We start from the raw sequence: 26,438 nt of genomic DNA, 5'->3' as shown, positions 1-26,438 counted from the left end.
ACCACCGCCGGGGGAGCGGACGCCTTGAACCGGTACTGCGTGACCGAAGGCACCACCACCTGGCCCGGCAGCTCCACCTCCACCACCAGCTCCCGTGCCTCCGGCGCGAACGCCACCCGCCGCGCCCCGCCCAGGCCCTCCGGATAGCTCACGGACGCGAGTGCCTTCTCCACCGTGACCGCGAACCCCTCGAGGTCAGGTCCGAAGGACCGCTCCGCCTCCGGGCGCAGCCGGTGCAGTCCACCAGGAGGCGACCGCAGAACCGAGGCAGTGCCGATCCGCTCCTCCACCTCGGCGGTCGTCGGCCCATTTGGCGAAGTAGCCGTAGACGGTGTTCCAGGGCGGGAAGTCGTGCGGGAGATAGCGCCACTGAACCCCGGTGCGGTCGACATACAAGATCGCGTCCATGATGTCGCGCAGGTCGTGCTCGGGCGGCCGGCCGAAGTGCAGAGCCGTGCGTCGGCGCTCGAGACGCCAGGCGGTCAGAACCGGCTCGATCAACTCCCATCGGGCATCGGACAGATCACTCGGATACGGACGTCGCTTCGCCATGCTTCCGGCCTACCGCTACGAACCGCATGCGCCCAGGCGCACAGCAGCGGCGCTGGAAGCACGCCACCGCGAAGACCGGGCATCCTGGGACGAAACGGGATCACGTCGAATCCAGCCCCATCCGCAACCTCACCTGTCCGGCGGAGAACGACAGCATCGACAGTCTCACCAGCACCGCTATCCAGCACCCCAAGAAACACCTTATAGGTGGCAGTTCAGGTGAAAACGACCTCTAAGGCCCTGCACACACCCCGCCAGGTGTACTCGGCAAGCGGTCACGCTACGTAATGCATCTGGCGCTGGGACGCCGACTCATTCCAGGCCACCGGCGGCGCGCTCGTCAGCGTGCGCCGGCCTCCGGTTCCGGTCGGGGCAGGCCGTCCAGGTCGCGGGTGAAGGTGCGCCCGTCGGCCAGGTCGATGGGGAGCTTGCCGGTGCCCTGCTGGTGCCTGTGTGCCGTGATGTAGCCGCGTATGGACGACCTCCGCCGCGCACGGGGCCACGACCAGGTAGACGGGGATGCCGTAGCGGCCGTACTTGCCCGCCGATGAGTCGGACACCACCTCCGCGATCAGCAGGACGCCCTCGAAGCCGTAGCGCTTACCCACCCGCTGGGAGTCCTCACACAGGATCGCGAGACCGGGCTCCACGCCGGCCTCGCCGAGGTGCGTGAGCAACTCCCTGCCGCAGGGGTCCCGGAAGGCGCCGAGCCCTTACAGCTTGCGCACCAGCAGGCCCGGCAGGAGCGCGCGTCGCGCACGATGGGCGGCAGCCGACCACGTCATGAACATTCCGCCACCACCCTCTCACTGCGCACTCCACAGGCTTCTGGAGCTCGCTTGCGATTCCCGCCCCAGGCAAGGCCAGGGAGTGGGTACGGCGCCGGGTCACGCTTCGCGCTCCGGCTATCGAACCGCCTCTGCTGGATGCGTCAGCACCTCGTCTTCATGGAATCTTCACCCATCGGAATAGGATCCCTCGTCAGTCGCGTGTGCGGCTGTTTCAGGGGGAGGTTCTCGGTATGAATAGGCCCATATCGCCACCAGGCTGGGCACGTTGCAGATGGTTGTCCCGGCGGACTGTGAAGCGATCGGCGCTTGCGACGGCGGCTTTGCTGGCTGTCGAGAGTGGGGTCGCTCTGGGGGCGACGGGACAGGTGGTAGCCCTGCCGTCGCGGTATTCGGTGGTCGACAACAGCCCTTCTCCGGCCGAGGCGGTGGATCTGCCGTCGGCGAAGAATGCTGCCCGGTCGTCGGGCAAGCGGGTGGAGGCGTCGTCGGAGCGGACGGAGTCGACGACAACGTGGGCGAATCCAGACGGCACAGTGACGACGGATGCCTCGTCTGGTCCGGTGCGGTTTCGTGACAAGGCCACGGGTGCATGGCGGACCATCGATGTCGACCTGACAAAGTCGGTGGACGGTTCGGTGGTCGCGAAGGACCATCCGCTCGGCCTGAAGCTGGGCGGCAGAACGCCTGCGAAGCTCGCGGCACGTGTGATGGCGTCGGGTGATGCCGGTGAGGCGAAAACGACTCCGGTTGCGCTGGTGTCGTTGGATGCTGGGGGAGGCCGGTCGCTCGATCTGTCGTGGCGGGGTGTGCTGCCGGAGCCGGCGCTGTCGGGGACGACGGCCCGATACTCGGATGTGCTGACGGCGACGGATCTGCTCATCGAGTCGACGCGCACGGGATTCGAACAGTTCCTGGAGCTGAAGGACCGCAAGGCGGTCGACACCAACGGCTCGGTCACCCTGACGCTGAACGCCAAGGGCATTGAGGCGCGGGCGAACGCGGACCGATCGGTGAGCTTCCTGGACACCGCGTCGGGCAAGCAGGTCGGTGTGCTGCCGGCACCGGTGATGTGGGACGCGTACATCGACCCGCGGTCTGGTGAGCACACCCGGCGTGCCGATGTCGGGTTGAAGGTGACGCAGAACGGCGACTCGGTCGACCTGACGCTGACTCCGGACCCCGCGTTCCTGGCCGATCCGGAGACCCGGTTCCCAGTGACGGTCGACCCCGCGGTGAACATCGGGGCGAGCTTCGACACGTTCGTGCAGCAGGGCTACACGACGGACATGTCGACGTCGACGGAGCTGAAGCTCGGCAACAACGGCGCCGGTCAGATCGCGCGCTCGTTCCTGCACTTCCCGATGGCGCAGATCACGGGCAAGCACATCCTCAGCGCGAAGCTGAACCTGTGGAACTCCCACTCCTGGTCCTGCACTCCCAGCAGCTGGGAGGTATGGGACACCTCGCACTCCTCGACCAGCAGCCGGTGGACCGCTCAGCCGAACTGGAACGCCAAGTGGGCCGCCTCGGCCACGACGAAGGGCTTCTCGTCCTCGTGTGCGGACGGCTGGGTGTCCCAGGACATCAAGAGCCTCGCCGCCGCCTGGGCCGCCAACGGCAACGCCAGCAACGCGATGGGCATCAGGGCCACGACTGAGTCCGACCCGTACTCGTGGAAGCGGTTCCACTCGGGCAACGCCACCACGAACACGCCGTACGTGTCGGTGACCTACAACACCACGCCCCATGCCGCGACAGCCGTCTCGCCCCTGTCCGGCACCTACACCTCGGACACCACGCCCACACTGTCCGCCAAGGCCGCCGACACCGACGCGCAGCAGCTCACGCTGAGCTTCGAGACCTGGGCGGCGAACGGCACCGCGGCCCTGCGGTCCGGCACCTCCGCCGCCGTGGCCTCCGGAGCGGTGGCGACCCACACTGTCGCCGCCCTGACGCCGGGCACCTACAAATGGCGGGCCAGAGCTGCGGACGGCACCGACATCGGCGCCTGGTCGGCGTGGCAGACATTCACTGTCGATACGACCGTGCCGTCCACCCCCACCATCACCTCCACCAGCCACCCGTCAGCATCGGCCTGGTACAACGCCACTACCTTCGCCGGCGCGCTCGCCGCGACGGACGCCTCGGGCGTGACCGGCTACGCCGTCAAGCTCGACCAGAGCCCAACGACCGCGGCTGGTACCGCCGTCACACAGACGGGGACCGCCGTCAGCTGGAGCGGGCGCACAGACGGCACCTGGTGGGTCCACGCTGCCGCCCGTGACAAGTCGGGGCTCTGGTCCCCGACCCGTCACGTCGGCTTCAACGTCGACACCACCGCGCCGGGCGCGCCCAGCAACCCGGTCTCCTCCACGCACCCCGTGGCGACCAGCGCCTACGCCAACCGTACTGCGTCGTTCAGCTGGTCAGCACCCGCTGACCTGTCCGGCGCCGCCGGGTACGCGGCCATCGTGGACCGCGTCGCCGACACCCTGCCGGTCACCACCGGCACGGTCCAGACGGCGGCGAACCTCACCACCACGGTCGACGCGGACGGCGCCTGGTACCTGCACGTACGGGCCAAGGACCGGGCCGGCAACTGGTCGTCCACCGCCGCGCATCTGCCGTTCAAGGTGGACATGACGCTGCCGCCGAGCCCCGTGATCAGCTCGTCCACTCACCCGGATCAGACGGGCGCGTTCAAGAGCGGCTCCTTCAGCGCCACATGGACCGCGCCGTCCGGCGCGTCCGCCGGGTACAGCATTGTCGTCGACAGCGCCGCCGACACCGTGCCCGACAGCACAGCCGAGACGACCGGCGCCTCATACGCCACGACCCGTACCGAGGGCACCTGGTACCTCCACGTACGCGGTATCGACAGCAGCGGCACGGGTGGGGCGACCTCGCACTACCGCTTCACCATCGACACCAGCGCACCCGGGGCTCCGGCCGTGACCTCCGTGAGCTACCCGTCGGACGCCTGGGCCGGTGGCGCGCAGGTGACCGGTACGTTCACGCTGACGCCTGACGGCACCGACACCCGGAGTTTGACGTACAGGGTCGACGGTGGCACCGCGCAGACCGTCACCAGCACCGGTGGTTCCGTGGATGTGCCGATCACCCCGGCGACGGAAGGCAGCCACCAGCTCACCGTCACCGCCACGGACCGAGCCGGCAACATCTCGGCCGAGACCAGGCGGGCCTTCCACGTGGGCAGGGCGACCGTGACGGCCCCCGGCAACGGCGAGGTGCTGGTCGGCTCGGTGGACCTCGCGGTCAGCGCGCCGGCCTCGCTGACGGGCGTCACCTTCCTCCAGCGGGCCTCGGCCGCCGATCCCTGGCAGGTCGTCCCGGTCTCCCAGGTCACCTATGCCGACGGTTCGGCTGTGACCTGGCCGGCGCCGCTCACCGGCGGCTCGGCTCCGAAGCTGCTGTGGGACACCTCGTCCCTGCCCAGCAGCGGTGGCCTGCAGATCGGCGCCCGCTTCGACGGCGCGTACGCTCCGCCCGAGGCCGACCCCGTCTCGGCGGTCGTCGACCGCGTCGAGGTCATCCACGGCGGTGCCCCGGGCGACGGCATGCAGCAGTCCGAGCCAGCTCAGGCATACGCCCTGGAACAGGCCACAGCCCGCGCGGCCGAGGCCCCCGACGCCTTCGCCCCGCCCTACATCGACCCGGCCACAGGCGAACTGGTCGCTCCGGTCATCGAGTCGGCCTCCGCCGACGAGGCAGCTGCCCCGATCCAGGTGACGCAGGCCCCCGCGGATGAAGGCAGCGGTCTGCCCCCCGAGGACACGGAGGAGGGCACCAAGCCCGATGACACCTCGACCGAGTCGGAGACTCCGGCGCCCCCTGCCGAGGGGGCCGTGGAGACCTCCGGCGTGGAGTCGTTCGACATGCCCGAGGACACCACAGATCCCACTCCCCTCCCTGACGGGCCGACCGTCACCGAGCAGGTCGAACCGCGCACCGAGGTGGTGGAGCACAGCGTCACCACCCTGGAGTCCGTACGTGACGAAGTGCTTCAGCTGTCGGAGACGGAACTGCCCGGCGTGAGCGGACTGCGCACGGCGTTCGTGGACGCGGCGGAGAACCGTGTCGTCGTGGAGTCCGGAACAGCCGCTCCCGCACTCGTCGCGGCCCTGGGCGAGCGCTACGGCACCGACACCATCGCCGTGAGCCTCACCCCTGGCATCGAGGCGGCGGAACCCCAGGCGAACCGTCAGTGGGACACGTCGCCCTTCTACGGCGGGGCACGCATGCTGTCGTATCTGACCACCACCTCCAGAACGTGGTGCACGGCAGGCTTCGCGTGGAAGTACAACGGCAACTGGTACATGGTGACCGCGGGTCACTGCACCACCGGCAACGGGGCCATCATGAACCCCAGCGAGAGCGACTACATCGGACCTGTCGTCCGGGACAACTGGGCCAACAACTCGGGCTCGGTGAAGCTCTCCGGCCAGAGCTACTACTCGGGAGACCTGGCGCTGTACCAGGTCAAGAGCGGCAGCGTCGCGACGCCCCGGATCTACAAGGGCGGCAGGACGTCAAACTCGTCACGGTCTGTCCGCGACTACTGGCGGCGCTGGGCACAGAACGGAGACCAGGTGTGCACGGGAGGCATGATGACCGGCGAGGTGTGCGGATGGAAGGTGGTCGCGACTCAAGCGACCAAACGGTACGAGGGGGGAGCCACCGCAAGGAACATGGTCATAGCCAGGAAGTCGTCCGGATCCTGCACCCTCAAGGGTGACTCCGGCGGCCCCGTGTACACCGTCGACAGCAGCGGACGGGCGTACGCCAAGGGCATCGTGTCCGGCGGTGGTGGTGGCGGAAGTGACAACAGTGGCGGGCTCTTCGACCAATGCGAGCTGGTCTTCACCGACATCGGGCTGGCCAACAGCGCCCTTCCCGGCACCGTGGCGTGGTACTGACATGCGCCGATTCCTGCTCGTACCCCTGCTGGCCGTGACGCTGGCCGGATGCTCGTTCCTCGGTCAGGACACGCCGTGCACCCTGGCCGACGCGGACTCGGGGGTCTCCGCCGTGTGGCAGCCCACCGACTTCGGCGGCCGGGACGCGGCGAGGATCCGTCTCTGTGTGGACGGCACCTGCGAGGAGCGGACGTCGGGCAGTCCCGACGACCCGTTCGCGTCGCTGTCGGTCCGGCTCCCCGACGACATCGGTTCGTCCACCGTGCAGGTGCGGCTCACCGTGACGTCCGCGAAAAGCGGTGCCACGGTCGTAGAAGACAACACCCGGGCCAGACTGACGGAGCATCACCCCAACGGCACTTCCTGTCCGCCCACTGTCTGGACGGCGACATTCCGCGCCCACCCAGACAAGGGCCTCACTTCACCCGAGGGCATGAAGCTCCAGTAGTGAACCGCTCCACGTAAGCGCCCGGCCCCCTGGCACCACCGGAGGGCCGGGCACTTCACACTGGTACACGAGGACAGTGGCCGGAGCATAGAGCCCGCGCAATCGCCGCCGATTCCTCGGTTCCGTCCGGCCCGAGGGCTGTGTGGATCGACAGTGAGGCGGTCGCCACGCGCATTACGGCCGGTTCGGACTGGTGCGAATCACTCACTCTCTTCGCTGACTGCCAGCACCACCTCACCGAGGCGACCGGGCACCCCTGGACGGTCACGTCGGCTGATCTCCGTGCTTGCCCGGCCGCGACGTCGGAAGGCAGCTCGTCGACGGCATCTCGAACGGGCGGAAGCAGGCGTACACGTAGCGGATGCCCAGCTTCTCGGCCACCGAACGCACGCCCGCCGGCATCAGGCCGCTCGCCCCAGCACGTCGCATCTCTCGGCAGCCGAGGCGACCGTGTCAAAGGCTCTGCGACCACCTCGTCCGCGAACTCGGTCACTAAAGAGGAAGACCAGGTAGTTGCGGGGATAGCGTTAACCGGCATCACCCCTGGCGGTGAGGTGCCGGGCCTGCATTTCGAGTGCCCGATGGCAGGGCTCCGCCCGGCGGAAACACGCGATTGCCTTCCCGAGCGGGCACTGAGGACGTCACGCCTCCAGCTGCCGGTGGTCTTCATGCCAAGACGCGCTGGGGCTGCTGTCGGCAGACCGGGCCGAAAGAGTCAACATGAATATCACTGGCCGGCTGGGGGCGTGGTTGTGAGGTGCCGCAGCGCCGGGTCGTCTTCGTCTCGGTTCAGCGAGGAGGCCAGCCTCCGCAGCGTAGGCAGGATGCCAAGACAGGCAGCCCCCGGCGCTGGGCCTCGACCATCTGTGAGGCGACAGCATGACTTGAGACCTCCCTGACATGCCAGACGCCGCTGCTCTCCACCTTGGTGCCGTCCTCTGGGACGACAGGACACGCTGTGGCGTGAATTGCAAGGCGTACCTGCCGGCCAGAGAATCGCGCAAGCACCGCGAGCCTGAACAAGCTCGTCGAATATGTAAAAGCACGCGCAGTGCTGGCATCGGCAGACATCAGTGGCAGCCTATGCGGCTGCGTGCCGGTCTGTCGCCGCTGAGAGCTGGTGATCTGCGCAGCAGGCGCCTGGCCGCCCCTGCCATGCACCTCACCGGCATCATCGAAGCCTTCGCCAGTGGCAGCGGAGCCTTTTGCCGTCGGGCAGCCGGGACGGCCAGGTATCCCGCAGGACGGCGCCCGTGTGCAGAGTTGCGGAGCGGAGTCAGGGTTCAAATCCCCCGGTCCGGACGAGACCTTTCGTCGCCGGACGTGCCTGTCTCCTCGAATGGTCCTGTGCCCGGCCAGTTCCACGCCAGGTCTTCTCCATTGACGAGCGAGCAGTTCTGCAGCACGCCTGAATCCAGCAGGCCCTGGGCGGTGACGAGCAGCTGGTGCTGACTTGTTCCGCACATCCGAGCCAGCGTATGGCTGTCTTCCAAGCCCTCGAAGAGGGCAGGCTGCGTATGTGCCTGCAGCGTCACGATGGCGAGTCGGCTTGTTGAACTGGCGTGCTGAAGCGAAGAGCCATGAGAAGCGACGAGAGCCCAGTGGGCCGCCTGGGCTCGAAGGCCGCGTCCGGGAAGCCCGGGGAGAGGATCGTTGAGCTGGACCCGCATGTTCAGCGCGGTGGGGGCGGCGCTGCGAAGCCAACGGGCATCGAGCATCTCCCGCCACAGCGGTTCGGCATCGCCCAGGCGCATGCCGCGGATCAGCCCGCGCGGAAGGGCGAGTGCGCCGCCGGCCTCGCAGCGCAACACGCACTGCAAGGCCAGCAGGCGGGCTTCGGGGGAGGTATGGAACGGCAAAGAGGCAGCGAGGAGGCTCAGCATGTTCCGGACCAAAGCCCGTTCCCTTCCCGGCTCGGCGGATGTGCGGCGGCGCGCTTTCGTCCGGCCGGCTGCCGACTGCTCGCCCAGAACCGTGTCCGGCACCACCGAGGCGTGATGCATCGCTCCGGCGCATGCCGTGCAGGTGTCGGCGAGTCTCCACACCCGGCCCGCTCTCTCGCAGGTCAGGACAAGCAGAAGGGGGCCGTCGCACCCGCGGTGGCGTGGATGCCACCGGCATCCACGTTCGTGGCACTGGCAGGTGCGCAGGTACGAAGGGAGCAGTGAATGCCGGGCATGCCGGGCGAGGTGCGCGAGCGCTGCTGAGCGTGCGGTGGAGCCGCCCCCGAGGCGGGGGCGTGTCGGGCACTGCGCGCAGACGAGGACGGGCCCCTGGGGTTCGGGGTGCAGTTCGACGACCCACGTCCGCGTCATCCGCGGGTGCGTGACACGCACTGTCACAGCGGCGAGCTCCTTTCGTATTTCATCGTTGCCCCTGTCACCGCCAAGAGTCCGGACGGCGGCACACCGTAATGCACCCGGAGGCGCTTGCCGACGAGCACGCAAAATAGGGCAGAGGTCTGCACTGACATGGTGATTGAACGCCGCGTCGGATGGACGCGTGACGATCTTGCCGCCCGATGCCAACCTCGACGAGCTGCCCCGCACGCTCGCCCGGCTCAGGCACGAACGCCGCTGGAGCTACGACGACCTGGCAGAACGAACCGGCCTGTCCAGGCGCACCCTCATCGAGATCGAACAGGGCCGCACCACCGGAACCATCGCCACCTGGCACGCGATCAGCCACGCCTTCGACACCCCCCTCGACGGCCTCTTCTCCGTCCTGTGTGAGGGCCACACACCCCCGGGCACCACCCGGCAGACCCCCGGTACCGCCTGAACGGACCACCCGAACGAGTCGCCGGCCCCGCCCGAATGTTCGCCGACCGCGACACAGGTACGAACCTGTTGGGCCGACCGAGGGGCAACAGGGTCGGCCTTCCCTCCCTACGGCGTGTCGCATGGAACCTTTCCGCTCATGCGCCCCTGCCCTACCCCATCCCACCACTGGGACGGCACCCTCCGCCCACGCCGCCCACGCCGCACCCTGACCGTCACCCCCGACAGCCCGACCCGCGTCCTGCGCTGCGCCCAGACGGCACGCTGCCGCCGATGCGGGAACCGCATCGACCGACACGCCACTACCGGACCGCGGCCGGTGAGCCTGCACCCCCAGGAACTGCCCGCCAATCTCGTCCCCGCCGCCTATCGCTGGCATCTCGCCGCCGCAGTCGCCTACCCCGCAGGCGACGGCAGCCCCTGGTGCCGCATCAGCCACCCCACGGTCTGCCCCGCCGGCACCGACCAACCCACTCTCCCCCCGCACCTCGACGCCATCAGACGGCACCTGGCCCTGCACACCAGACGACTCATCGACACCGCACTCCTCACCGCACCCCCGACCCTCCCGCCGCCCGCCGCCGGTACCGATCCCGCCTGCCAACCCCAGCGCCCTGTGGTCCAGTTCCTCTACACCCGCTACATCGCAGCCACCCCCGTCGAGGCCATCCAGTGCGTCGCCCAGACCATCCGACGCACCCGCTGCACCACCCCGGTCCTCGCCCACGCAACCACCCCCGGCCGCTGGACCCTCATGCCGCTCACCCCCCACCGCCCCGGCCCCCGAACACTCGCCCTGCCCACCGCTGACATCGCCGTGTACGACCTGACCCACCTCAGCTACTCAGAACAAACCCGCTGGCGCACCCAGCGCTGCCCCACACACGCCACCGCCATCACCGCACCCGACCTCGCACTCACCGACTGGGAACCCTTCGACCCCCACCTCCACCACGCCCTCACCGCCACCCGCCTGCCAACCCACCCCGGCCCACACCCCTGATCCGGCCACGACCCTCCACACACGCCCAGCGACACACCGGAGCACACCCACGTTGTTCACACCCACCGACGAACAAACAGAAGCAGCAGACCACTTCACCGCCGGCCACCATCTGGCCCTCCAAGCAGGAGCCGGCACCGGCAAGACCTCCACCCTCGACTTCCTGGCCCGCAGCACCCAACGCCGCGGGCGCTACTTCGCCTACAACCGCGCCATCGCCCAGGAAGCAGCCACCCGCTTTCCGCCCAACGTCACCTGCAGGACCGCACACTCCCTCGCCTACGCAGCTCTCGGCCACCGCTACGCACGCCGCCTCGGGGCACCCCGCCGGCCCGCCTGGCAAACCGGCCAGGACCTCGGCATCATCAAACCCGCCCGCGTCGCCGACCACACCCTCACACCCACCACCCTGTCCAACACCGTTCTGCGCACAGTCACCCGCTTCTGCCACAGCGCAGACCCCGACCTCGCCGACCACCACGTCCCACGCCTCCGCGGCCTCGACAACCCCGAAGCACACGAGGAACTCGTCGGCATCGTGGCCCCCTACGCCCGCAAGGCATGGGCCGACCTGCACAACCCCGACACCGGAGTCGTCCGCTTCGACCCCGACCACTTCCTCAAGATCTGGTCACTCACCCACCCGACAATCCGCGCCGACTTCCTCCTGCTCGACGAAGCCCAGGACACCAACCCCGTCGTCGAGCACATCTTCAACAGCCAGCGCCCCCACGCCCAGCTCGTCATGGTCGGCGACTCCGCCCAGGCCATCTACCACTGGCGCGGCGCCAAAGACGTCATGACCGCCTTCGACGGCCACCACCTCACCCTCTCCCGCTCCTTCCGCTTCGGCCCCGCCCTCGCCACCGAGGCCAACCGATGGCTCACCCTGGCCGAAGCCCCCTTGCGTCTCACCGGGAGCACCACCACACCCACCACCCTCGGCCCCCTGGCCCGCCCCGAAGCAATCCTGTGCCGCACCAATGTCGGCGCCATGAGACAGGTCATGAACCACCTGACAGCCGGCACCCGAGTCGCCCTCGTCGGAGGCGGAGACAGCCTGCGCGCCCTGGCCCTGGCTGCCCAGCAACTCCAGGAAGGCCGCCGCACAGGCCACCCTGAACTCGTCCTCTTCCCCACCTGGGGAGCCGTCCAGGACTACGCCGCACACGACCCTTCCGGACGCGACCTGCAACCCCTGGTCGACCTCGTCGACCAGCACGGAACCGACACCATCCTCGCCGCAGTCAGCCGCCTCAGCGAAGAACCCCAAGCCGAGATCACCGTCTCCACCGCCCACAAGGCCAAAGGGCGGGAATGGTGCCACGTGCAGATCGGCGACGACTTTCCGCCCCCGCCAGAGACCGACGAACAAGATCAGGAAGGCCGCCCGATCCCCGATCGCGTCGATCCCGCAGATGCACGCCTCGCGTATGTCGCTGTCACCCGAGCACGCCGACACCTCGATGTCGGAGGCCTGTCCTGGATCGAAACCCACCGTTCCTAAACAGTGTCCAGGAGTGACATCTGATGCCAGCTCCCGGAACTGCACGCATCCCAAACGGTGTTGGATGCGCTGGTTACCCGCGTTCTCGTTGTCCCCGTTCGGGGTCGTGCATCGTGTGTACGTTCCGTGACGGGTGGGCGGGTTCCCTGACGCTCCTGGATGCCCGGTTCGGCCTGGGCGGTCCGATGCCCACGACGATCGCTCTGGTCGTCGTGGGGCGGTGCCGTCCGTCGCCGGATCGGGTGCCCGAGGGCGCGTCGCCCGATCGCGACGCTCGCGGCGTCGTGACGGGACATCTTTCGCTTGTTGCTGGTCAGCGGCTTACGCCAGTGCTGATCGCCCCACATGGAGGTGTAAGCCGGGTCGACGGCGACGATCGCCAGGCCCTGCTCGGCGGCCATCGACACCAGACGGGCTTTGAGCTTTCCGGTAGGGATGCCGGAGATCAGCTGACGGAACCGCTTCCTGCGGCCGTGCTTCTCCCGGGTCTTCTCGGCGGTGAAGTCCAGGTTCTCCAGGCCGATCGCCGTCACGTCGCACCGCTTGGCCCAGTGCAGCAGGCGGGTGATGGCGTGGCGGACCTGGGCGTCACGGTGACCGGCGGTGCCGGTCAGGTCGTAGGGGAAGCGACGCGGGTCGCCGACAGGGTTGCCGTGCCGGTCGAGCAGGTAGGCGGCAAAGTGGTCGGCGTTCGTATCGACGCCGACCATCCCATGGGCACGGGCCGTGTCGAGCGGTACCGTCTTGACCACCGGCTTCTGCCACGACGCGGTCAGGTACCAACGCCCACGCTCGGCGTCGTAGTGGACGCGGTAGGCGACCGCCCGGTTCGCCTCGATCCGGTCGGCCCACTCGGCGCCCCGGTGCGCGAACGCCACCTTCGAGGCAAGGACGTACCGGCCGTGCTTGGTATTGGCCAGGTGCGCAAGCGGGGCGGGAAGCTTGATCGACACCTCGCCGTCCGGGCTGACGCGGATGGTCTCGTTACCGAACCTTTTGCCGGACTCCCCGTCGGCGGCGAGGAACCAGCGCTCGGCCTCCCACCGCTGCCGCCACTGTTCCTCGGTCAGCCCGGCCGCGGCGAGGTTGTGTCGGGTGTTCAGCAGACGTCGGCCGCCACGCACCACGTGCACGATCCCGGCCTCACGCTCCGCGCGCGCCACGTCGAGGCGGTGCTCCAGGACCGCCAGACGCCGCGACTTGACGAACCACTCGTGGTTGGACTGGTAGCCGCCGGGGTCCCGCTTGGTTCCCCTCTCCCCGAGAGGTTGGGACAGGCGGTGCATCAGCGTCCGGACCCCGGCTTCCAGACCCTGGATGTACGCGAGCTGGCCGCGCCGCGACAGCGCCCACTGATCATGGCTGGCCTTCGTGATGCTCCCGGCCCAGCGGGACGAGGACGCTGCGGTCAGGCCCTGCTTCCGGGCCGCCCACGATTCGCTGTGGTGCTCATGGCCCTGGGCGCACCGCAACGCCAGGTCCTGGGACGCCAGTCGCCCCAGGTGCTCACCGGTCAGACGGAGAACCTTCTCGTCGGCCGGGGTGAGCTGCCCCAGGCGGTCGCGTATCGCCACACCGGACGGGCCGAGCGCGACGAACGGCGCGTCGATGGGGCGGAGCTGCTTCTCACTCATCGGCGGCAGCCGCCTCGAGCGCCTTGCGGGCACGGTTCTTCGCCGAGCGGCGCCCGTACAGTCGGGCACAGAACGAGGTCAGGACTTCAACCATGTCCCGCACCAGGTCGTCTTCGACCTCGCCGTCATCGAGCACGACCAGGCGCCGGCCCGTCGCGGACAGGGCGGCCTCGACCAGCTCGACGTTCATCCGGCCCAGCCGGTCCTTGTGCTCGACCACAACCGTGGTCACCTGCGGGTCGGCCAGCAGTCGGCGGGCCTTGGTCCGGGCACCGTTCATGCCCGAGGCGATCTCGGATTCGACACGGACAACCTTGTGTCCGGCCTTCGCCGCCCATGCCGACAGGCGTGCCGTCTGCCGTTCCAGGTCCGCTCTCTGATCGTGAGAGGAGACCCGGGCATACAGACCGACCCCTCCGGTCACGGCGGGTGAGGCGTTCGCGTCGATGTTCACCAGGATCGTGCGCGGCCCCACTCGCTCCGCGGGGACCGGCAACGTGCCCTCACGGAACCAGCGATACGCAGTACGTGGGGCAATCCCCTGTGCGCGTGCCCATTCCGTCAGGTTCATGGACAAGATCGTACGACAGTTATGACACCTAAAGGACACTCATGGACACTTATTCGAGAGCAGTTCTCAACCCCAGCGGAAACCCGGCATCATGAACGCGCATACCGGCTGAAACCCCCCCCGCCTCGGTACAACAGACCGACCGGCAGGAGACAGCCGATGACGCCCTCCCGCCGCGCCCTCGCACGTCGACGGCGTGAGCACCCCGCCGTCGACACGCGGAGCCGCATACAGATGAACGTGCAGCACAAGGAGCCTTGTGAAGCGCGGGCGTCGTGGTTCCAGACGATAGAACCGTGCCTCCTCACCGGGTGCACCGCGATCGGCCTCAGACACGTGCCTCTCCACGGGGTGCACCACGATCGACCTCGGCACCGAGACGCCCGCAAGAAACAGGACTGAGACCAGGCGCCCGGGACGGCCACGGCCGTCGCTCCCAAGCGTGGCAGCCTGCACCCAGCGACGAATCGCGAGGACTTCTCCCACCCGGAGCGAGCCACTCACGTCGCGGCTGCGGTGCCTCGTGGAGGGGTACAAGACCAAAGGATCACAACGAGCGCCGCCGACGGCGCAGGTGCCGGCCTGGCTCACCAGATCGTGGAGGCACCATGCCGGAGCCGTTGTGCCCAGGCGGAGACTGGTGAGCCGGCGAGTCGTGCCGTCGCCCGGCCCCCTTCTGCACGCAAGGTCTCGTTCCAGGCCGGGAAATGGCATCCCCGTCCGTATTGGCGACTGCGTCGTGATGCCGGCGCGCAGCGCTGAGAAGCACAGCCCACGACTCGACTGTCGGCCGACGCCGCAGCAATGCCCGGCGCTCCCGTTCCGTCATCCCGCCCCATACCCCGTACTCGACGCGCTCGTCGAGCGCGTAGGCGAGACACTCGGCCCGCACCGGACAGCCTGCGCACAGAGCTTTGGCACGGTTCTGCGCCGCGCCTGCGACGAATAGCTCGTCCGCGTTTCCCGTACGGCACAGGCTGGACGACACCCAGTTTCCGTTCACCAAGGTGGCCCCCTCCGCAGACGCCGATCTCCCGGCGCCGTTTGATCTTCGGAACAGGCACGCTACGAAGGCAGCGACACCGGGTCTAGCCATCGATCCGCTCTTACCCCTATCGGGTGACCGTGCAGCCCTCACGGGCGGCCCGCGTAACGAGGAGGACATGGGGCGGAAACGTCAGCGACTTCACGGGGCCTGAGCCCGAACCTGGAAGCGGCCTGCACCCGGAGCAGGAGGGAACAGCACGAGACGATGCCGGAGGTGGACGCGACGTGAGGGACGAGTTCTTGCGGCGATCCGCAGGCAAGCGCGACGGCCCGGTTTACGAGGCGCGGGCTCATCGCGTTGGTTCCGAGGATGGCCGCGAACTGGTGCCGCTGAAGGGTGGTGCCGGCTCTCAGCAGGTCTGCGGCGTTGCGGGCCACGGCGTCCAGGGGCGGATGCTCGGACAAGACGCCGTCGATGACCGCGCCGGCTGAGTACGGGCGTGCGGCTTCGAGTTCTGGAACGCCGGCGGCGGAGGCGTGAAGGACACTGGTAGGTGTGAGGCGTCGCCGGCCGACGGTTAGCGCAGGCCCGCGTATAGGGTGTTCCCCGCTTCGGCCAGGGCGTGAAGGAGCCCTGCTGCCAAGCCCGTGCCGGAGACTAGGAAGTGAACTGCCCGCCTCTTTGCACACCGCGGGAGAGGACCTACGGCTGTCTTCGGCTGCTCCAGCCCGGGGACTCCCCGGATGCGGCCTGCCGCGAAAAGACTGGGCTCAACGGACGGTGTTCTCACGCATATCGGCCCGTGACCGCCGGATGCGGCTATCGGCTGCGAGTACGACCGCGACCAGAACCGAGGTGATGATCCCGGTGATCAGCACCGGGCTGGGGGCCAGAGTGACCGCGAGGATCGCGAGGACGGCCACACCCCAGACGATGTCGATGCCCCGTGCTGCCCCGGGCGAGCGATGCAAGAGCCAGAGCACGGTCACGAAGACGGCGACAGGCAGAGTGTAGGCGGCCGCGGCAGCGTTGTCGCTGATGTGAGCATGGCCGCTGCTCTGCGCGATCCCCACAGCGAGGCCTGCGCCCACGGCAGCACCAGAGGCGAAGATGGCGTAGTGGCCGTATCCCCAGCGCAGCGCGGCCCGGAACGCGGTGAGCCGCCCGGAGGCGTTCTGGGAGAAGTACAGCCACCACATCGCGAAGACGGTCAGCAGACCACCGACCGTGACAGGAGCGATGTCGCTGAAGGAGGTGTCGGTGTCCAGGGCGGTACGTACTGCGGCGGTGGCGGCGGTGATGGACTCACCCAGGACGATGATCGTGAACAGGCCGTAGCGCTCGGCGATGTGATGGGGATGCCAGGTGGTGCGCGTAGTCTGCTCGGCCCAGACGGGGACGGCGAGTTCGGCCAGCGCCAGGACCGCGAAGACCGGCAGCCCGCCGTCGTCGGGCAGCGCGAGCCGCCCCACCCAGCCGGCCTGGACCAGCAGGATGCCGACGGCGTAGCGCACGCAGCACTGCCGGCGCTCGGTATCGGCGCGGGCGGCACGCATCCACTGCGCGGCCATGGCCAGCCGCATGACCACATAACCCCAGGTGATGACGGTGAAGTCGTAATCCTTCAGCGCCTTGGCCGCCCCGGCGGCCATGATGAGGGCACCGGTGATCTGGACCAGAGTGAGCAACCGGTAGGGAACGTCGTCGGTGTCGTAGGCGGAAGCGAACCAGGTGAAGTTCATCCAGGCCCACCAGATCGCGAAGAACACCAGCGCGTAGCCGAGGACGCCATGCCCGATATGCCCCTCGGCGACCTCGTGCTCGAATGCCGCGGCCGCTTGCGCGACGGCGGTGACGAAACACAGGTCGAAAAACAGCTCCAGAACGGTGGCGGTACGGTGCTTCTCACCGGCCGGGCGCGCGGTCATCGGCCGGTACCAGGCCCACGAAGGCCCTGTGGACTGCTGCTGGCTCATGGCAGGCTCCCGGGGCGGTGGCGTCAGGCCTGACCGGTCTCGAACCGGGTGATCTGGTTCCCGGCGACGGTGAAGGACCAGCGGGTGCGCATCGCACCCCAGGTGGAGTTGGTGTAGGTGGCGGTCAGGGTACGGCCGTCGGGGGAGACGGATTCGACGTCCATCCGGCCCTGGGAGGAGAAGACCTCCTTCTCCAGCCACGAGGCCAGGTCGCGGTCGGTGCCGTCGTCGGACATGGTGGCGCCGGGCGTCAGAACCGCGAAGAGCGCTTCCCTGTCGCCGGTGTTGACGGCGTCGACGAACGCGGCCACGGCAGGGTCGCCGAGGTGCACAGACATGAGGATTCTCCTGGATGCAAGTCACAAGAAAGGGGAGGGCGCGGGGAGCGGCCCTCCCCGGGAGGCGGGCGGGCCGGCCGGTGCCGTGGGCAGGCCGTCAAGGACAGACCGTGCCGTAGGAGAGGGGGCACCGGCGCACTGTGAGGGTCAGCGGGTGGTGTAGCCGCCGTTGAGGAACAGGGTCTGGCCATTGGCCCACCAGCCGTCGAGCAGCAGGTGGCGGACCCACGGCACGATGTCCTCGATCTTGGTCAGGTCGCCGTTCATGGCGGAGGACTTATGGTACGCGACGGAGTCGTCGTCCTCGGCCGGATAGAAGAACGAGGTGTCCATCGGCCCCGGGGCGATGTTGTTGACCGAGATGTTCCGGCCGAACAGTTCCTTCGACAGAGCCCGGGTGAAGTGCTCGACAGGCGCCTTGCTTCCGGCGTACGAGGAGTACAGGCCCGTGTATGCGGCCAGCAGCGAGGTCACGATGGTGATGATCTTCCCACCGTCCTCGACACGGCGGGCCGCCTCGCGCATGACGAAGAACGCGGCCTTGGAATTGACCGCGAACATCTGGTCGTACTCCTCCTCCGTGATCTGGGTGAGCGGCTTCTTCAGCACCATCCCGGCGGTGTTGATGCTGTAGTCCAGCTTCCCGAATCGGGCCACGACCTCGTCGAAGACCCGCTCCACTTCGGCGACCTTCGTCAGGTCCCCCTGGATCGCGAAGGCCTCCCCAGGGCCCTGGTTGATCTGCGCGACGACGTCCTCGGCCTTGGCCTTGGAGGAGTCACTGTTGTAGTGCACAGCGACCAGCGCGCCCTCAGCCCCCAGGGTGGTGCTGATCAGCCCGCCGAGGTTACGCGACGCGCCTCCCACGAAGGCGACCTTGCCGTTGAGTGTCTTGTCCGGGGTGTGCACCATGACAGCCTCCTTGCAGTAAGGGCGGGAACGGCGTCGAGGACGGCTTGACTTGAGTGGACCTCGGGCCGCACCCCTATCCCACTGCCGACGGCCCCGAATGCTCTTGAACGATCCGGCCATCCATGGAAGAAACCGCTCATCAATCGCCCAGACCGGTTCAGTTCACGAGGAGGCATCCGACGGCAAGGAACACCGCGTGCGAGAGGACGCCGATCAGCAGCCCATCGAGAACGGACCCGGCGGTGGAAGAGCTGGCCACGGCGGCGGTGACGCTGAGCGCATGGTCTGCCGAAGGCGGTGAGGCGCAGTCGCAGCAGGCGGAGGCGCACCCGTATGCGGGGTCGCAGCTCCGACACCGCGTGGGATCCGGATCGCCAGAGCCAGACCGGGGAGCTACCCAGAGCAGCGGTGCCGGATGAAGACGGGACGCCGGCGGGCCGTGAGCCCGGCAAACCCTCTGACCGCGGACTGACTGAGAGACCTTCCAAGAGATGGCGCGCAAGGCGCGGCAGACGGGCGCCAGACCGGCCAGCAGTGGCCTCGGACGACACAGCCGGCCCCGAGGAAGGGCGGGCGGACAGCACGATCAGGACCATGAGCAGGCCCGTCGCCCTGCCGGGAATGAGCACCTCGAAGGCAGAGCAGCGAACTGTCCGGTGCCCTGTTCAGCCCGGCAATTGCCCGCCACGGAGCATGCCGGGGGTCGTGCCGGTGTAACGCCGCATCGTGCGCGTCATGTGGCTCTGGTCGGCAAAACCGTGTTCCACCGCGATCTCCGCAATGGGCCTGCTGGTGCGCAACAGGGCCTGACGGGCCCGCTCCAGCCGTACCTGCGTCACGTACTGGTGCGGGGAGACACCCGTTGCCGTCTTGAACACCCGCGTGAAGTGAGAGGCGCTCACGCCGGCCACCGCCGCGAGGTCGTCCAGGCCGACTCTGGAGCCGAGGCGGGTGTGAATGTAGTCCAGGACCTCGGCGAGCCGACGCGGTGGCAGGCCGCCCCCGCGCACCTCGCGCCGGGCGACACTTCCACACGTACGCATGACCACGGCGGCCGCTGCCTGCACCAGCGACTCCGCGTACAGCCCGTCGTCCGTCCGCGGCCCCTCGAACTCTGCCACGAGCCGCTCGACCAGCACCTTCAGCAACGGGTCGGTGAAATGGAACCGAGGCGCCAGCTCGAACCCGCTCCCTGTCCCGGCCTCGGCGGCCAGTTTCTCCAGCCAGACCGGATCAAAAGCGAGCAGCAGCAGCTCGACGTCATCCTGCCAGCGCGGCCGTGAGGCCCACCCGGCCGGGTTGACCAAGGCATCCCCCGTGTGAAACCGCTCCCGGCGAGCTGCTCCATCGGCCGACCAGCGCAGGTTCGTCGAATGCCCGGTATGGACGACCAGAACATGCCTGCTCGGCCCTACCGGCAAGGGCGCGGTGTCCGCAAGGCCGGCCGCCCGCTCCACAGAACGCTCGACAACCGCGTGCGCGAGGCGATCACCGCTGCCCGACAGACACCGCAGGTGAGGCTTGATGTACGAACCACTCACACCGCCATCCTGGCCCGGTTCACCGCGCTGCGCCAATCAGGTACCCCAAATCAGGCGGAGAAAGGGGACGCTCTGGCGTTCGCGGATTCGGATGATGTGATGGGTGCGGGCGGCAGCCAGGTCGTGGGTGCCGCCTGGTAGTGCGGGCGGGAGTCACGACAGTCAGCACGCCGGGATCGGTGGAGACCGGCGTGCTGACGCCGCGGCACCGGTGTTCCTGGGAGGAGCCGGCCCGGCCGTCGACGACCCGGCCGCCCTCAGCGAAAGTCCCGTCGAGCAGGACGAAGCCGAGGCCATGCTCGCGCAGTGTCCTCAGCGGATCTGGTGCACGTGCGGCGAACAGGTCGAAGCGGTGGACTCTACGGTCCCCGGTACCCGCCAGCGACCTTCGCCCGAGTGGTGTGCTTGCGCGGGTGCACCAATACCAGTGCCACCCTCGCGTGCTGGAGCGCACGGAGCAATGCGCCCCGCGCTCGGAACCGGCGCCTCGCCAATTCACATGCGCCGTGCGCACAACTTCCAACAAAAGTCGCTTTATGCGCCCTTTTTCACACCTTCCCGAACAGGGCAAGTGGACCCCAACATTCAGGGACAGACCAAAGGCCTTCCGTTGCGCGGAGTTCGCACTGGCACGGGCCCGGAGCACAGCACGGAGGTGCTTACGTGACATCGGTTGCTCTGCCTTCCTCGTCGGAGGAACCGCCCACAGCGGCGCCTACCGACCTGCTGGCCCTGCGGTCGCTTCCTGACACCGACCTGCCGGCACTGGCCGACCGGATCAGAAGCCTGCTGGTGGACAAGGTGACCGCAGCCGGCGGGCACCTCGGGCCCAACCTCGGGGTAGTAGAGCTCACCCTGGCGCTCTACCGGGTCTTCGACTCCCCACGGGACACGATCGTCTTCGACACCGGACACCAGGCATACGTCTCCAAAATGGTGACCGGGAGAACAGACGCATTCGACAGCCTCCGACAGGCTGGCGGCCTGTCCGGATATCCCTCACGCACCGAGTCGGCCCACGACGTCGTCGAGAACTCCCACGCCTCCACAGCACTGTCCTACGCCGACGGCCTGGCCAAAGCACGCCAGCTGAACCGCGAGCAGGACCGGGCGGTCGTCGCCGTCATCGGAGACGGGGCCATGACAGGCGGCATGGCCTGGGAAGCGCTCAACAACATCGGCGCAGCGCCCGCCCGGCCCGTCATCGTCGTCCTGAACGACAACGGCCGCTCCTACGCCCCCACCCACGGCGCGCTGGCCGCACACCTGCAGGCCCTGAAGACCGGCACACCCTCCCGCCGCTCCCGCAACCTCTTCACCGACCTGGGCTTCGCCTATCTCGGCCCTGTCAACGGTCATGACACGGCTGCCCTTCAGCAGGCCCTCAAGAAGGCACGCGCAGCCCAGCGGCCGGTAGTCGTCCACGTGCTCACCGTCAAAGGCAAGGGATACGCCCCTGCCGAATCCGACCCGGCCGATTGCCTGCACGCCGTCGGACCCGCTCCAGGACCGTCCGCCGGCAAGAGCGTGAGCTGGACCAGTGTGTTCGGCGAGGCACTCGTCGACCTCGGACACCGCCACGACGAAGTAGTGGCCCTGACCGCCGCCATGGCCGGACCGACGGGACTGTCGGCGTTCGCCGCAGCCTTCCCCGACCGGTGCTTCGACGTCGGAATCGCGGAGCAGCACGCGGTCACCTCGGCGGCCGGCCTGGCGATGGGCGGCCTGCACCCCGTCGTCGCCGTCTACGCCACCTTCCTCAGCCGTGCCTTCGACCAGACGCTCATGGACGTCGCGCTGCACCGGATGCCGGTCACCTTCGTCCTGGACCGCGCCGGGATCACCGGCCCCGACGGAGCCTCCCACCACGGCATGTGGGACCTCACCCTCCTCGGAGCCGTCCCCGGCCTGCGCGTCGCAGTGCCCCGGGACGCCACCCGCATGCGTGAACTGCTCACCGAAGCGGTCACCTGGGGCAAAGGCCCCACTGCCCTGCGTTTTCCCAAAGCCACCGTCGGCCCGGACATCGACGCGGCCCGCCGCGATGGCTGCGTCGACATCCTCTACACCCACGGCAGCCGCGACGTCCTGCTCGTGCCGACCGGCCCGCTGGCTGCCCCCGCACTGCAAGCAGCACGAAACCTCTCCCAGCAAGGCATCGGCGTCACCGTCGCCGACCCCCGCTGGATCCTGCCGACCCCGCCGGAACTCCTCCACCTGGCCGCCCGCCACCGCCTGGTCGTCACCGTGGAGGACAACACCCGCTCCGGAGGCTTCGGCACCGCTGTCGCCCGCGACCTGGCGGACACCGGCTCGACCGTCCCCGTCCGCACCCTCGGTCTGCCGCACGCCTTCCTCCCGCACGGCACCCGCTCTGGCCTGCTCGACGCCACGGGCCTGGGCCCCAACGGCATCCTCCACGCCGTCCTGCGCGCCCGCGCCGGCAACGCCCACCACGACCCGCACCTGAGCCCTCAGGAGAAGCGCACATGAGCAGCACCGTCGACCTGGGCATGCCTCACGCCTCACCGCCTTCGGCCCTGCCCCGCCGCCCCTCCCGGAAGATCCACGTCGGACCCGTGGCAGTCGGAGGCGGCGCGCCGATCAGCGTGCAGACGATGACCACCACCCTCACAGCCGACGTCGACGCCACCTTGCAGCAGATCGCTGCCATCACCGCGGCAGGCTGCGACATCGTCCGCGTCGCGGTCCCCTCCGCCGACGACGCCGCCGCCCTGCCCGCCATCGTCGCCAGATCCCCCATCCCGGTCATCGCCGACATCCACTTCCAGCCCCGCTACGTCTTCGCCGCCATCGACGCCGGCTGCGCGGCCGTCCGCGTCAACCCCGGCAACATCAAGAAGTTCGACGACCGTGTCGGCGACATCGCCCGCGCCGCCGCCCAGGCACAAGTGCCCATCCGTATCGGCGTCAACGCCGGCTCCCTCGACCCCCGCCTGCTGGCCAAACATGGCAAAGCCACCCCCCAGGCCCTGGTCGAATCCGCCCTCTGGGAATGCTCACTGTTCGAAGAGCACGACTTCCGCGAACTGAAGATCGCAGTCAAGCACCACGACCCGCTGACCGTCATCGCCGCCAACCAGCTCCTGGCCGAACGCTGCGACTACCCCCTGCACCTGGGAGTCACCGAAGCCGGCCCCGTCTTCCAGGGAACCATCAAATCCGCCGTCGCCTTCGGCATCCTCCTCGCCCAGGGCATCGGCGACACCCTCCGCGTCTCCCTGTCCACCGACCCTGTCGAACAGGTCAAAGCCGGCTGCCACATCCTGTCCTCCCTCGGCCTGCGCCCCCGCAAGCTGGAAATCGTCTCCTGCCCCGGCTGCGGCCGCCTCCAAGTCGACATCCACCGCCTCGCCAACCAGGTCGAAGCCGCCTTCGACGGCTTCCCCCACCCCTTGCGTGTCGCTGTCATGGGCTGCGTCGTCAACGGCCCCGGCGAAGCCCGCGAAGCCGACCTCGGCGTCTCCAGCGGCAACGGCAAAGGCCAGATATTCGTCCGCGGACAAGTCGTCCGCACCGTCCCCGAAGCCAAGATCGTCGAAGCACTCCTGGACGAAGCCCTGCGCCTGGTCGACCAGACCGACACCCCCGAGGCCGCATCATGACCCTCTCCCCGCCATCCCCCACCGCAGACACCGACCAGATCCGCCAGAAAGTTGACACCCTCCTCGAAGACTTCCTCCACACCCAGGAAAACTCCGCCGACCTGCCCGAACTGGACCTGTTCATCGGCCTCCTGCGCGACCACCTCGCCGCAGGCGGCAAACGCATCCGCCCCCTGATGTGCATCACCGGCTGGTACACCGCAACCGACCAGGAACCCCCACCCCTCATCTACCGCGCGGCCGCCTCACTGGAACTGTTCCACGCCTTCGCCCTCATCCACGACGACATCATGGACGACAGCGCCACCCGACGCGGCCGCCCTACCGCACACCGCGCCCTCGCCGCCCTCCACGCCCACCACCCCGACCCCGACACCTTCGGCATCAACGCCGCCATCCTCCTCGGCGACCTCGCCTTCGGCTGGTCCTACGACCTCCTCCACGCCACCAGCACCGATGCCGGCAACCTCACAGCCACCTGGCCCGTCCTCAACGCCCTGCGCACCGAAACTCTCATCGGCCAGTACCTCGACCTCCACGCCGCCGGCCAACCCACCCCCGACGCCACCCTGCCCTGGCGCGTCATCCGCTACAAAACCGCCAAATACACCATCGAACGCCCCCTCCACCTCGGCGCCAGCCTCGCCGGAGCCGACCCCGACCTCCTCACCACCCTCACCGCCTACGCCCTGCCCCTCGGCGAAGCCTTCCAGCTCCGCGACGACCTCCTCGGCGTCTTCGGCGACCCCCAACACACCGGAAAATCCACCCTCGAAGACCTCCGCGACGGCAAACACACCGTCCTCATCGCCACCGCCCTCGCCCGCGCCACCCCCGCCCAACAACACCTCCTGCTCAGCCACCTCGGAACCCCCCAACTCACCCCCACCGCAGCCACAGCCATCCGCGACGTCCTGGAAGCCACCGGCGCCCGAGACATCGTGGAACAGATGATCCGCGACCGCTGCCACCGCGCCCTTGAAGCTCTCCAGCACGCCCCCGTCCAACCCCAGGCCAAAACCCACCTGCAGCAGATGGCCCGCCGCCTCACCGACCGCATCTCCTAGCCCCGCGCCCCAGCCGCCTTCCCTCCACCCCAGACGCCCTGGCCCGGTACCCGGACGCACCAAGGAAAACCATGACCAGCCCACCCGCCGCCACCCACCCGCCGCCCCTCACCACCCCCCGGCCCGGCGCCGCGGTAGCCGTCCTGTGCACAGGACTGGGCCTCATCGGACTCGACACCACCGTCATGAACACCGCACTTCCCAGCCTCCAGGCCGACCTCCAGCCCAGCCTGACCGAAGTGCACTGGATCGCCGACGCCTACACCCTGGCCCTGGCCGCCGGAGTCCTCGCCGCAGGCGCCTGGGGAGACCGCCACGGACGACGCCGAGCCTTCACCACCGGCCTCACCATCTGCCTGGCCGCATCCCTCTACGGCGCCCTCTCCGACACCCCCGGCCACGTCATCGCCGCCCGCTTCCTCATGGGCACCGGCAGCGCCCTGTTCATGCCATCCACCCTCTCCCTCATCACCGCCATCCACCCCACAGGCCCCCGCCGTCGGCGCGCGGTCGCCGCCTGGGCCTGCGTCGCAGGAATCGGCGGACTCACCGGCCCCCTCGCCGGCGGCCTCCTCATCGAGCACTACTCCTGGCGCGCCGGCTTCTGGATGAACCTGCCGGTCATCGTCCTGGCACTCGCCGGCGCGAAAGCCTGGCTCCCCGAACACCGCCACCCTCACCCCACACCCCACGACCCCATCGCACTCGCCACAGCAGCCGCCGGACTGTTCCTCTTCGTCTGGGCCGTCATCGAAGCCCCCACACGCGGCTGGACACACCCCACCACCTGGACCGCCCTCGCAGCCGCAACCCTCCTGTGGACCCTCGCCAGGTGCCGCCGCGGCCCTGCCGCCCTGCACCCACAACTCCTGCGCGACCCAGCCTCACGCGCAGCAGCCCTCGTGCTCGCCGCCATGTTCTTCGCGCTCTACGGCGCCCTCTACATCCTCACCCTCTACTTCCAGCTCGTCCTTGGCTACTCACCCGCCCGAGCCGGAACCGCCCTCCTGCCCCTCGTCGCAGCCGCCGCCGCAGGCACCGCCCTCGCCCTCCCCGCCACAGCCCGATGGGGACCCCGCACCGTACTCATCACCGGCACCGCTCTCCTCGCCCTCGGATTCGCCGCCCTGGCCCAGATCACCCTCACCTCCCACGCCACCTACCTCCACGCCTTCGCACTCACCGCAGGCACCGGAACAGGTCTGGCAGCCGTCCCCGCCACCGAAGCGATCATGAACGCCGTTCCTGTCGACGAGGCCGGAAACGCAGCCGCCTTCAACGACCTTCTCAGAGAAGTCGCAGGAGCCGTCGGCATCGCCGTCCTCGGCGCCGCCCTCACCACAGCACTCACCGCACTCCCACAGCCCACCCACACACCCGCCGCCGCAGGCACCCCCATGCCCGCACCCGCACAAAAAGCCTTCCTCGAAGGCCTCCACACCGCCGCATGGACCGCCAGCACCCTCCTCCTGCTCAGCATCACCGCCGCAGCCACCCACCCCCGAGAAAAACGCCGGAGCCCCACACCATGAACCCTCCCACCCACCCCAGACGACGTGTCCTGCTCGCCGCTCCCCGCGGCTACTGCGCGGGCGTGGACCGTGCGGTGATCGCCGTGGAGAAGGCCCTGGAGCAGTACGGGGCCCCGGTCTACGTGCGCCACGAGATCGTGCACAACAAGTACGTGGTGCAGACGCTGGAGCGGAAGGGCGCGATCTTCGTCGACCAGGCCACCGAGGTCCCGCCGGGCAACATCGTGATGTTCTC

Annotated in this window: 18 protein-coding genes and 3 pseudogenes; 12 read left to right on the top strand and 9 right to left on the bottom strand. The window is 68.8% G+C overall.

What is annotated here, in order from left to right; all coding sequences use genetic code 11:
• Positions 1-297 precede the first annotated feature (297 nt).
• Positions 298-552: pseudogene (locus ACF1BN_RS37530) on the bottom strand (transposase); the annotation flags it as partial.
• 1,021 nt (positions 553-1,573) lie between these two features.
• On the opposite strand from ACF1BN_RS37530, the gene ACF1BN_RS37525 reads away from it, so the two are divergent.
• The gene (locus tag ACF1BN_RS37525) at positions 1,574-6,280 is read left to right on the top strand and encodes a DNRLRE domain-containing protein (RefSeq protein ID WP_392336090.1); all 4,707 of its coding nucleotides are present in this window, start codon (positions 1,574-1,576) and stop codon (positions 6,278-6,280) included.
• A 1-nt stretch (position 6,281) separates the two neighbouring features.
• Positions 6,282-6,728, top strand: coding sequence for a hypothetical protein (locus ACF1BN_RS37520; protein ID WP_392336089.1), 447 nt, complete (start codon positions 6,282-6,284; stop codon positions 6,726-6,728).
• 1,283 nt (positions 6,729-8,011) lie between these two features.
• Here ACF1BN_RS37520 and ACF1BN_RS37515 read toward each other — a convergent pair.
• Positions 8,012-8,731 carry a hypothetical protein gene (locus tag ACF1BN_RS37515; RefSeq protein WP_392336088.1) on the bottom strand — a complete coding sequence of 240 codons (720 nt, stop codon included), beginning with the start codon at positions 8,729-8,731 and terminating at the stop codon, positions 8,012-8,014.
• A 499-nt stretch (positions 8,732-9,230) separates the two neighbouring features.
• On the opposite strand from ACF1BN_RS37515, the gene ACF1BN_RS37510 reads away from it, so the two are divergent.
• From ACF1BN_RS37510 to ACF1BN_RS37500, 3 genes are all read left to right on the top strand, one after another.
• A complete protein-coding gene (locus tag ACF1BN_RS37510; RefSeq protein ID WP_392336087.1) occupies positions 9,231-9,509 on the top strand; it encodes a helix-turn-helix transcriptional regulator in 279 nt (92 codons plus the stop codon).
• Positions 9,510-9,647: 138 nt separating this feature from the next.
• A complete protein-coding gene (locus ACF1BN_RS37505; RefSeq protein ID WP_392336086.1) occupies positions 9,648-10,511 on the top strand; it encodes a DUF6083 domain-containing protein in 864 nt (287 codons plus the stop codon).
• Positions 10,512-10,563: 52 nt separating this feature from the next.
• Positions 10,564-12,018: a UvrD-helicase domain-containing protein gene (locus ACF1BN_RS37500; RefSeq protein ID WP_392336085.1), complete on the top strand. Its 1,455-nt coding sequence runs from the start codon at positions 10,564-10,566 to the stop codon at positions 12,016-12,018.
• On the opposite strand, the gene ACF1BN_RS37495 is transcribed toward ACF1BN_RS37500, so the two are convergent.
• The 3 genes and pseudogenes from ACF1BN_RS37495 to ACF1BN_RS37485 form a co-directional block, all read right to left on the bottom strand.
• Entirely contained in the window at positions 12,015-13,652 is a 1,638-nt protein-coding gene (locus ACF1BN_RS37495) for an IS200/IS605 family accessory protein TnpB-related protein (RefSeq protein WP_392336084.1), read from the bottom strand. The genes ACF1BN_RS37500 and ACF1BN_RS37495 overlap by 4 nt on opposite strands.
• The gene (locus ACF1BN_RS37490; RefSeq protein ID WP_392336083.1) at positions 13,645-14,223 is read right to left on the bottom strand and encodes an IS607 family transposase; all 579 of its coding nucleotides are present in this window, start codon (positions 14,221-14,223) and stop codon (positions 13,645-13,647) included. Before ACF1BN_RS37490 ends, ACF1BN_RS37495 begins: the two co-directional genes overlap by 8 nt.
• Positions 14,224-14,950: 727 nt before the next feature.
• Positions 14,951-15,226, bottom strand: a pseudogene (locus ACF1BN_RS37485) (WhiB family transcriptional regulator); the annotation flags it as partial.
• A 269-nt stretch (positions 15,227-15,495) separates the two neighbouring features.
• Here ACF1BN_RS37485 and ACF1BN_RS37480 point away from each other — a divergent pair.
• Positions 15,496-15,702, top strand: coding sequence for a hypothetical protein (locus ACF1BN_RS37480; protein ID WP_392336082.1), 207 nt, complete (start codon positions 15,496-15,498; stop codon positions 15,700-15,702).
• Between the two features lie 279 nt (positions 15,703-15,981).
• Here ACF1BN_RS37480 and ACF1BN_RS37475 read toward each other — a convergent pair whose 3' ends face one another.
• The 4 genes from ACF1BN_RS37475 to ACF1BN_RS37460 all read right to left on the bottom strand — a co-directional run bounded on the left by ACF1BN_RS37475 (position 15,982) and on the right by ACF1BN_RS37460 (position 19,744).
• Positions 15,982-17,187, bottom strand: coding sequence for a low temperature requirement protein A (locus tag ACF1BN_RS37475; RefSeq protein WP_392336081.1), 1,206 nt, complete (start codon positions 17,185-17,187; stop codon positions 15,982-15,984).
• 23 nt (positions 17,188-17,210) lie between these two features.
• A complete protein-coding gene (locus ACF1BN_RS37470) occupies positions 17,211-17,525 on the bottom strand; it encodes a nuclear transport factor 2 family protein (RefSeq protein WP_392336080.1) in 315 nt (104 codons plus the stop codon).
• A gap of 147 nt (positions 17,526-17,672) precedes the next feature.
• Positions 17,673-18,437: an SDR family oxidoreductase gene (locus ACF1BN_RS37465; protein WP_392336079.1), complete on the bottom strand. Its 765-nt coding sequence runs from the start codon at positions 18,435-18,437 to the stop codon at positions 17,673-17,675.
• Positions 18,438-19,102: 665 nt separating this feature from the next.
• Complete coding sequence (locus tag ACF1BN_RS37460; RefSeq protein ID WP_392336078.1) at positions 19,103-19,744, bottom strand: helix-turn-helix domain-containing protein; 642 nt, start codon at positions 19,742-19,744, stop codon at positions 19,103-19,105.
• Between the two features lie 75 nt (positions 19,745-19,819).
• On the opposite strand from ACF1BN_RS37460, the gene ACF1BN_RS37455 reads away from it, so the two are divergent.
• The 6 genes and pseudogenes from ACF1BN_RS37455 to ACF1BN_RS37430 all read left to right on the top strand — a co-directional run.
• Positions 19,820-20,119: a hypothetical protein gene (locus ACF1BN_RS37455; protein WP_392336077.1), complete on the top strand. Its 300-nt coding sequence runs from the start codon at positions 19,820-19,822 to the stop codon at positions 20,117-20,119.
• Between the two features lie 522 nt (positions 20,120-20,641).
• Entirely contained in the window at positions 20,642-22,471 is a 1,830-nt protein-coding gene (locus ACF1BN_RS37450; protein WP_392336076.1) for a 1-deoxy-D-xylulose-5-phosphate synthase, read from the top strand.
• Positions 22,468-23,604 carry a flavodoxin-dependent (E)-4-hydroxy-3-methylbut-2-enyl-diphosphate synthase gene (ispG, locus tag ACF1BN_RS37445; RefSeq protein ID WP_392336075.1) on the top strand — a complete coding sequence of 379 codons (1,137 nt, stop codon included), beginning with the start codon at positions 22,468-22,470 and terminating at the stop codon, positions 23,602-23,604. Before ACF1BN_RS37450 ends, ispG begins: the two co-directional genes overlap by 4 nt.
• Positions 23,601-24,671, top strand: coding sequence for a polyprenyl synthetase family protein (locus ACF1BN_RS37440; RefSeq protein ID WP_392336074.1), 1,071 nt, complete (start codon positions 23,601-23,603; stop codon positions 24,669-24,671). Before ispG ends, ACF1BN_RS37440 begins: the two co-directional genes overlap by 4 nt.
• A 71-nt stretch (positions 24,672-24,742) precedes the next feature.
• Positions 24,743-26,203, top strand: a complete 1,461-nt coding sequence (locus ACF1BN_RS37435; RefSeq protein ID WP_392336073.1) for an MFS transporter — start codon at positions 24,743-24,745, stop codon at positions 26,201-26,203.
• Positions 26,200-26,438, top strand: a pseudogene (locus tag ACF1BN_RS37430) (4-hydroxy-3-methylbut-2-enyl diphosphate reductase); the annotation flags it as partial. The gene ACF1BN_RS37435 and the pseudogene ACF1BN_RS37430, both read left to right, overlap by 4 nt.

The organism is Streptomyces sp. NPDC014861, from assembly GCF_043081625.1.
In the GTDB taxonomy this organism is placed as follows: domain Bacteria; phylum Actinomycetota; class Actinomycetes; order Streptomycetales; family Streptomycetaceae; genus Streptomyces.
This window is presented reverse-complemented; position numbering and strand designations above follow the sequence as displayed.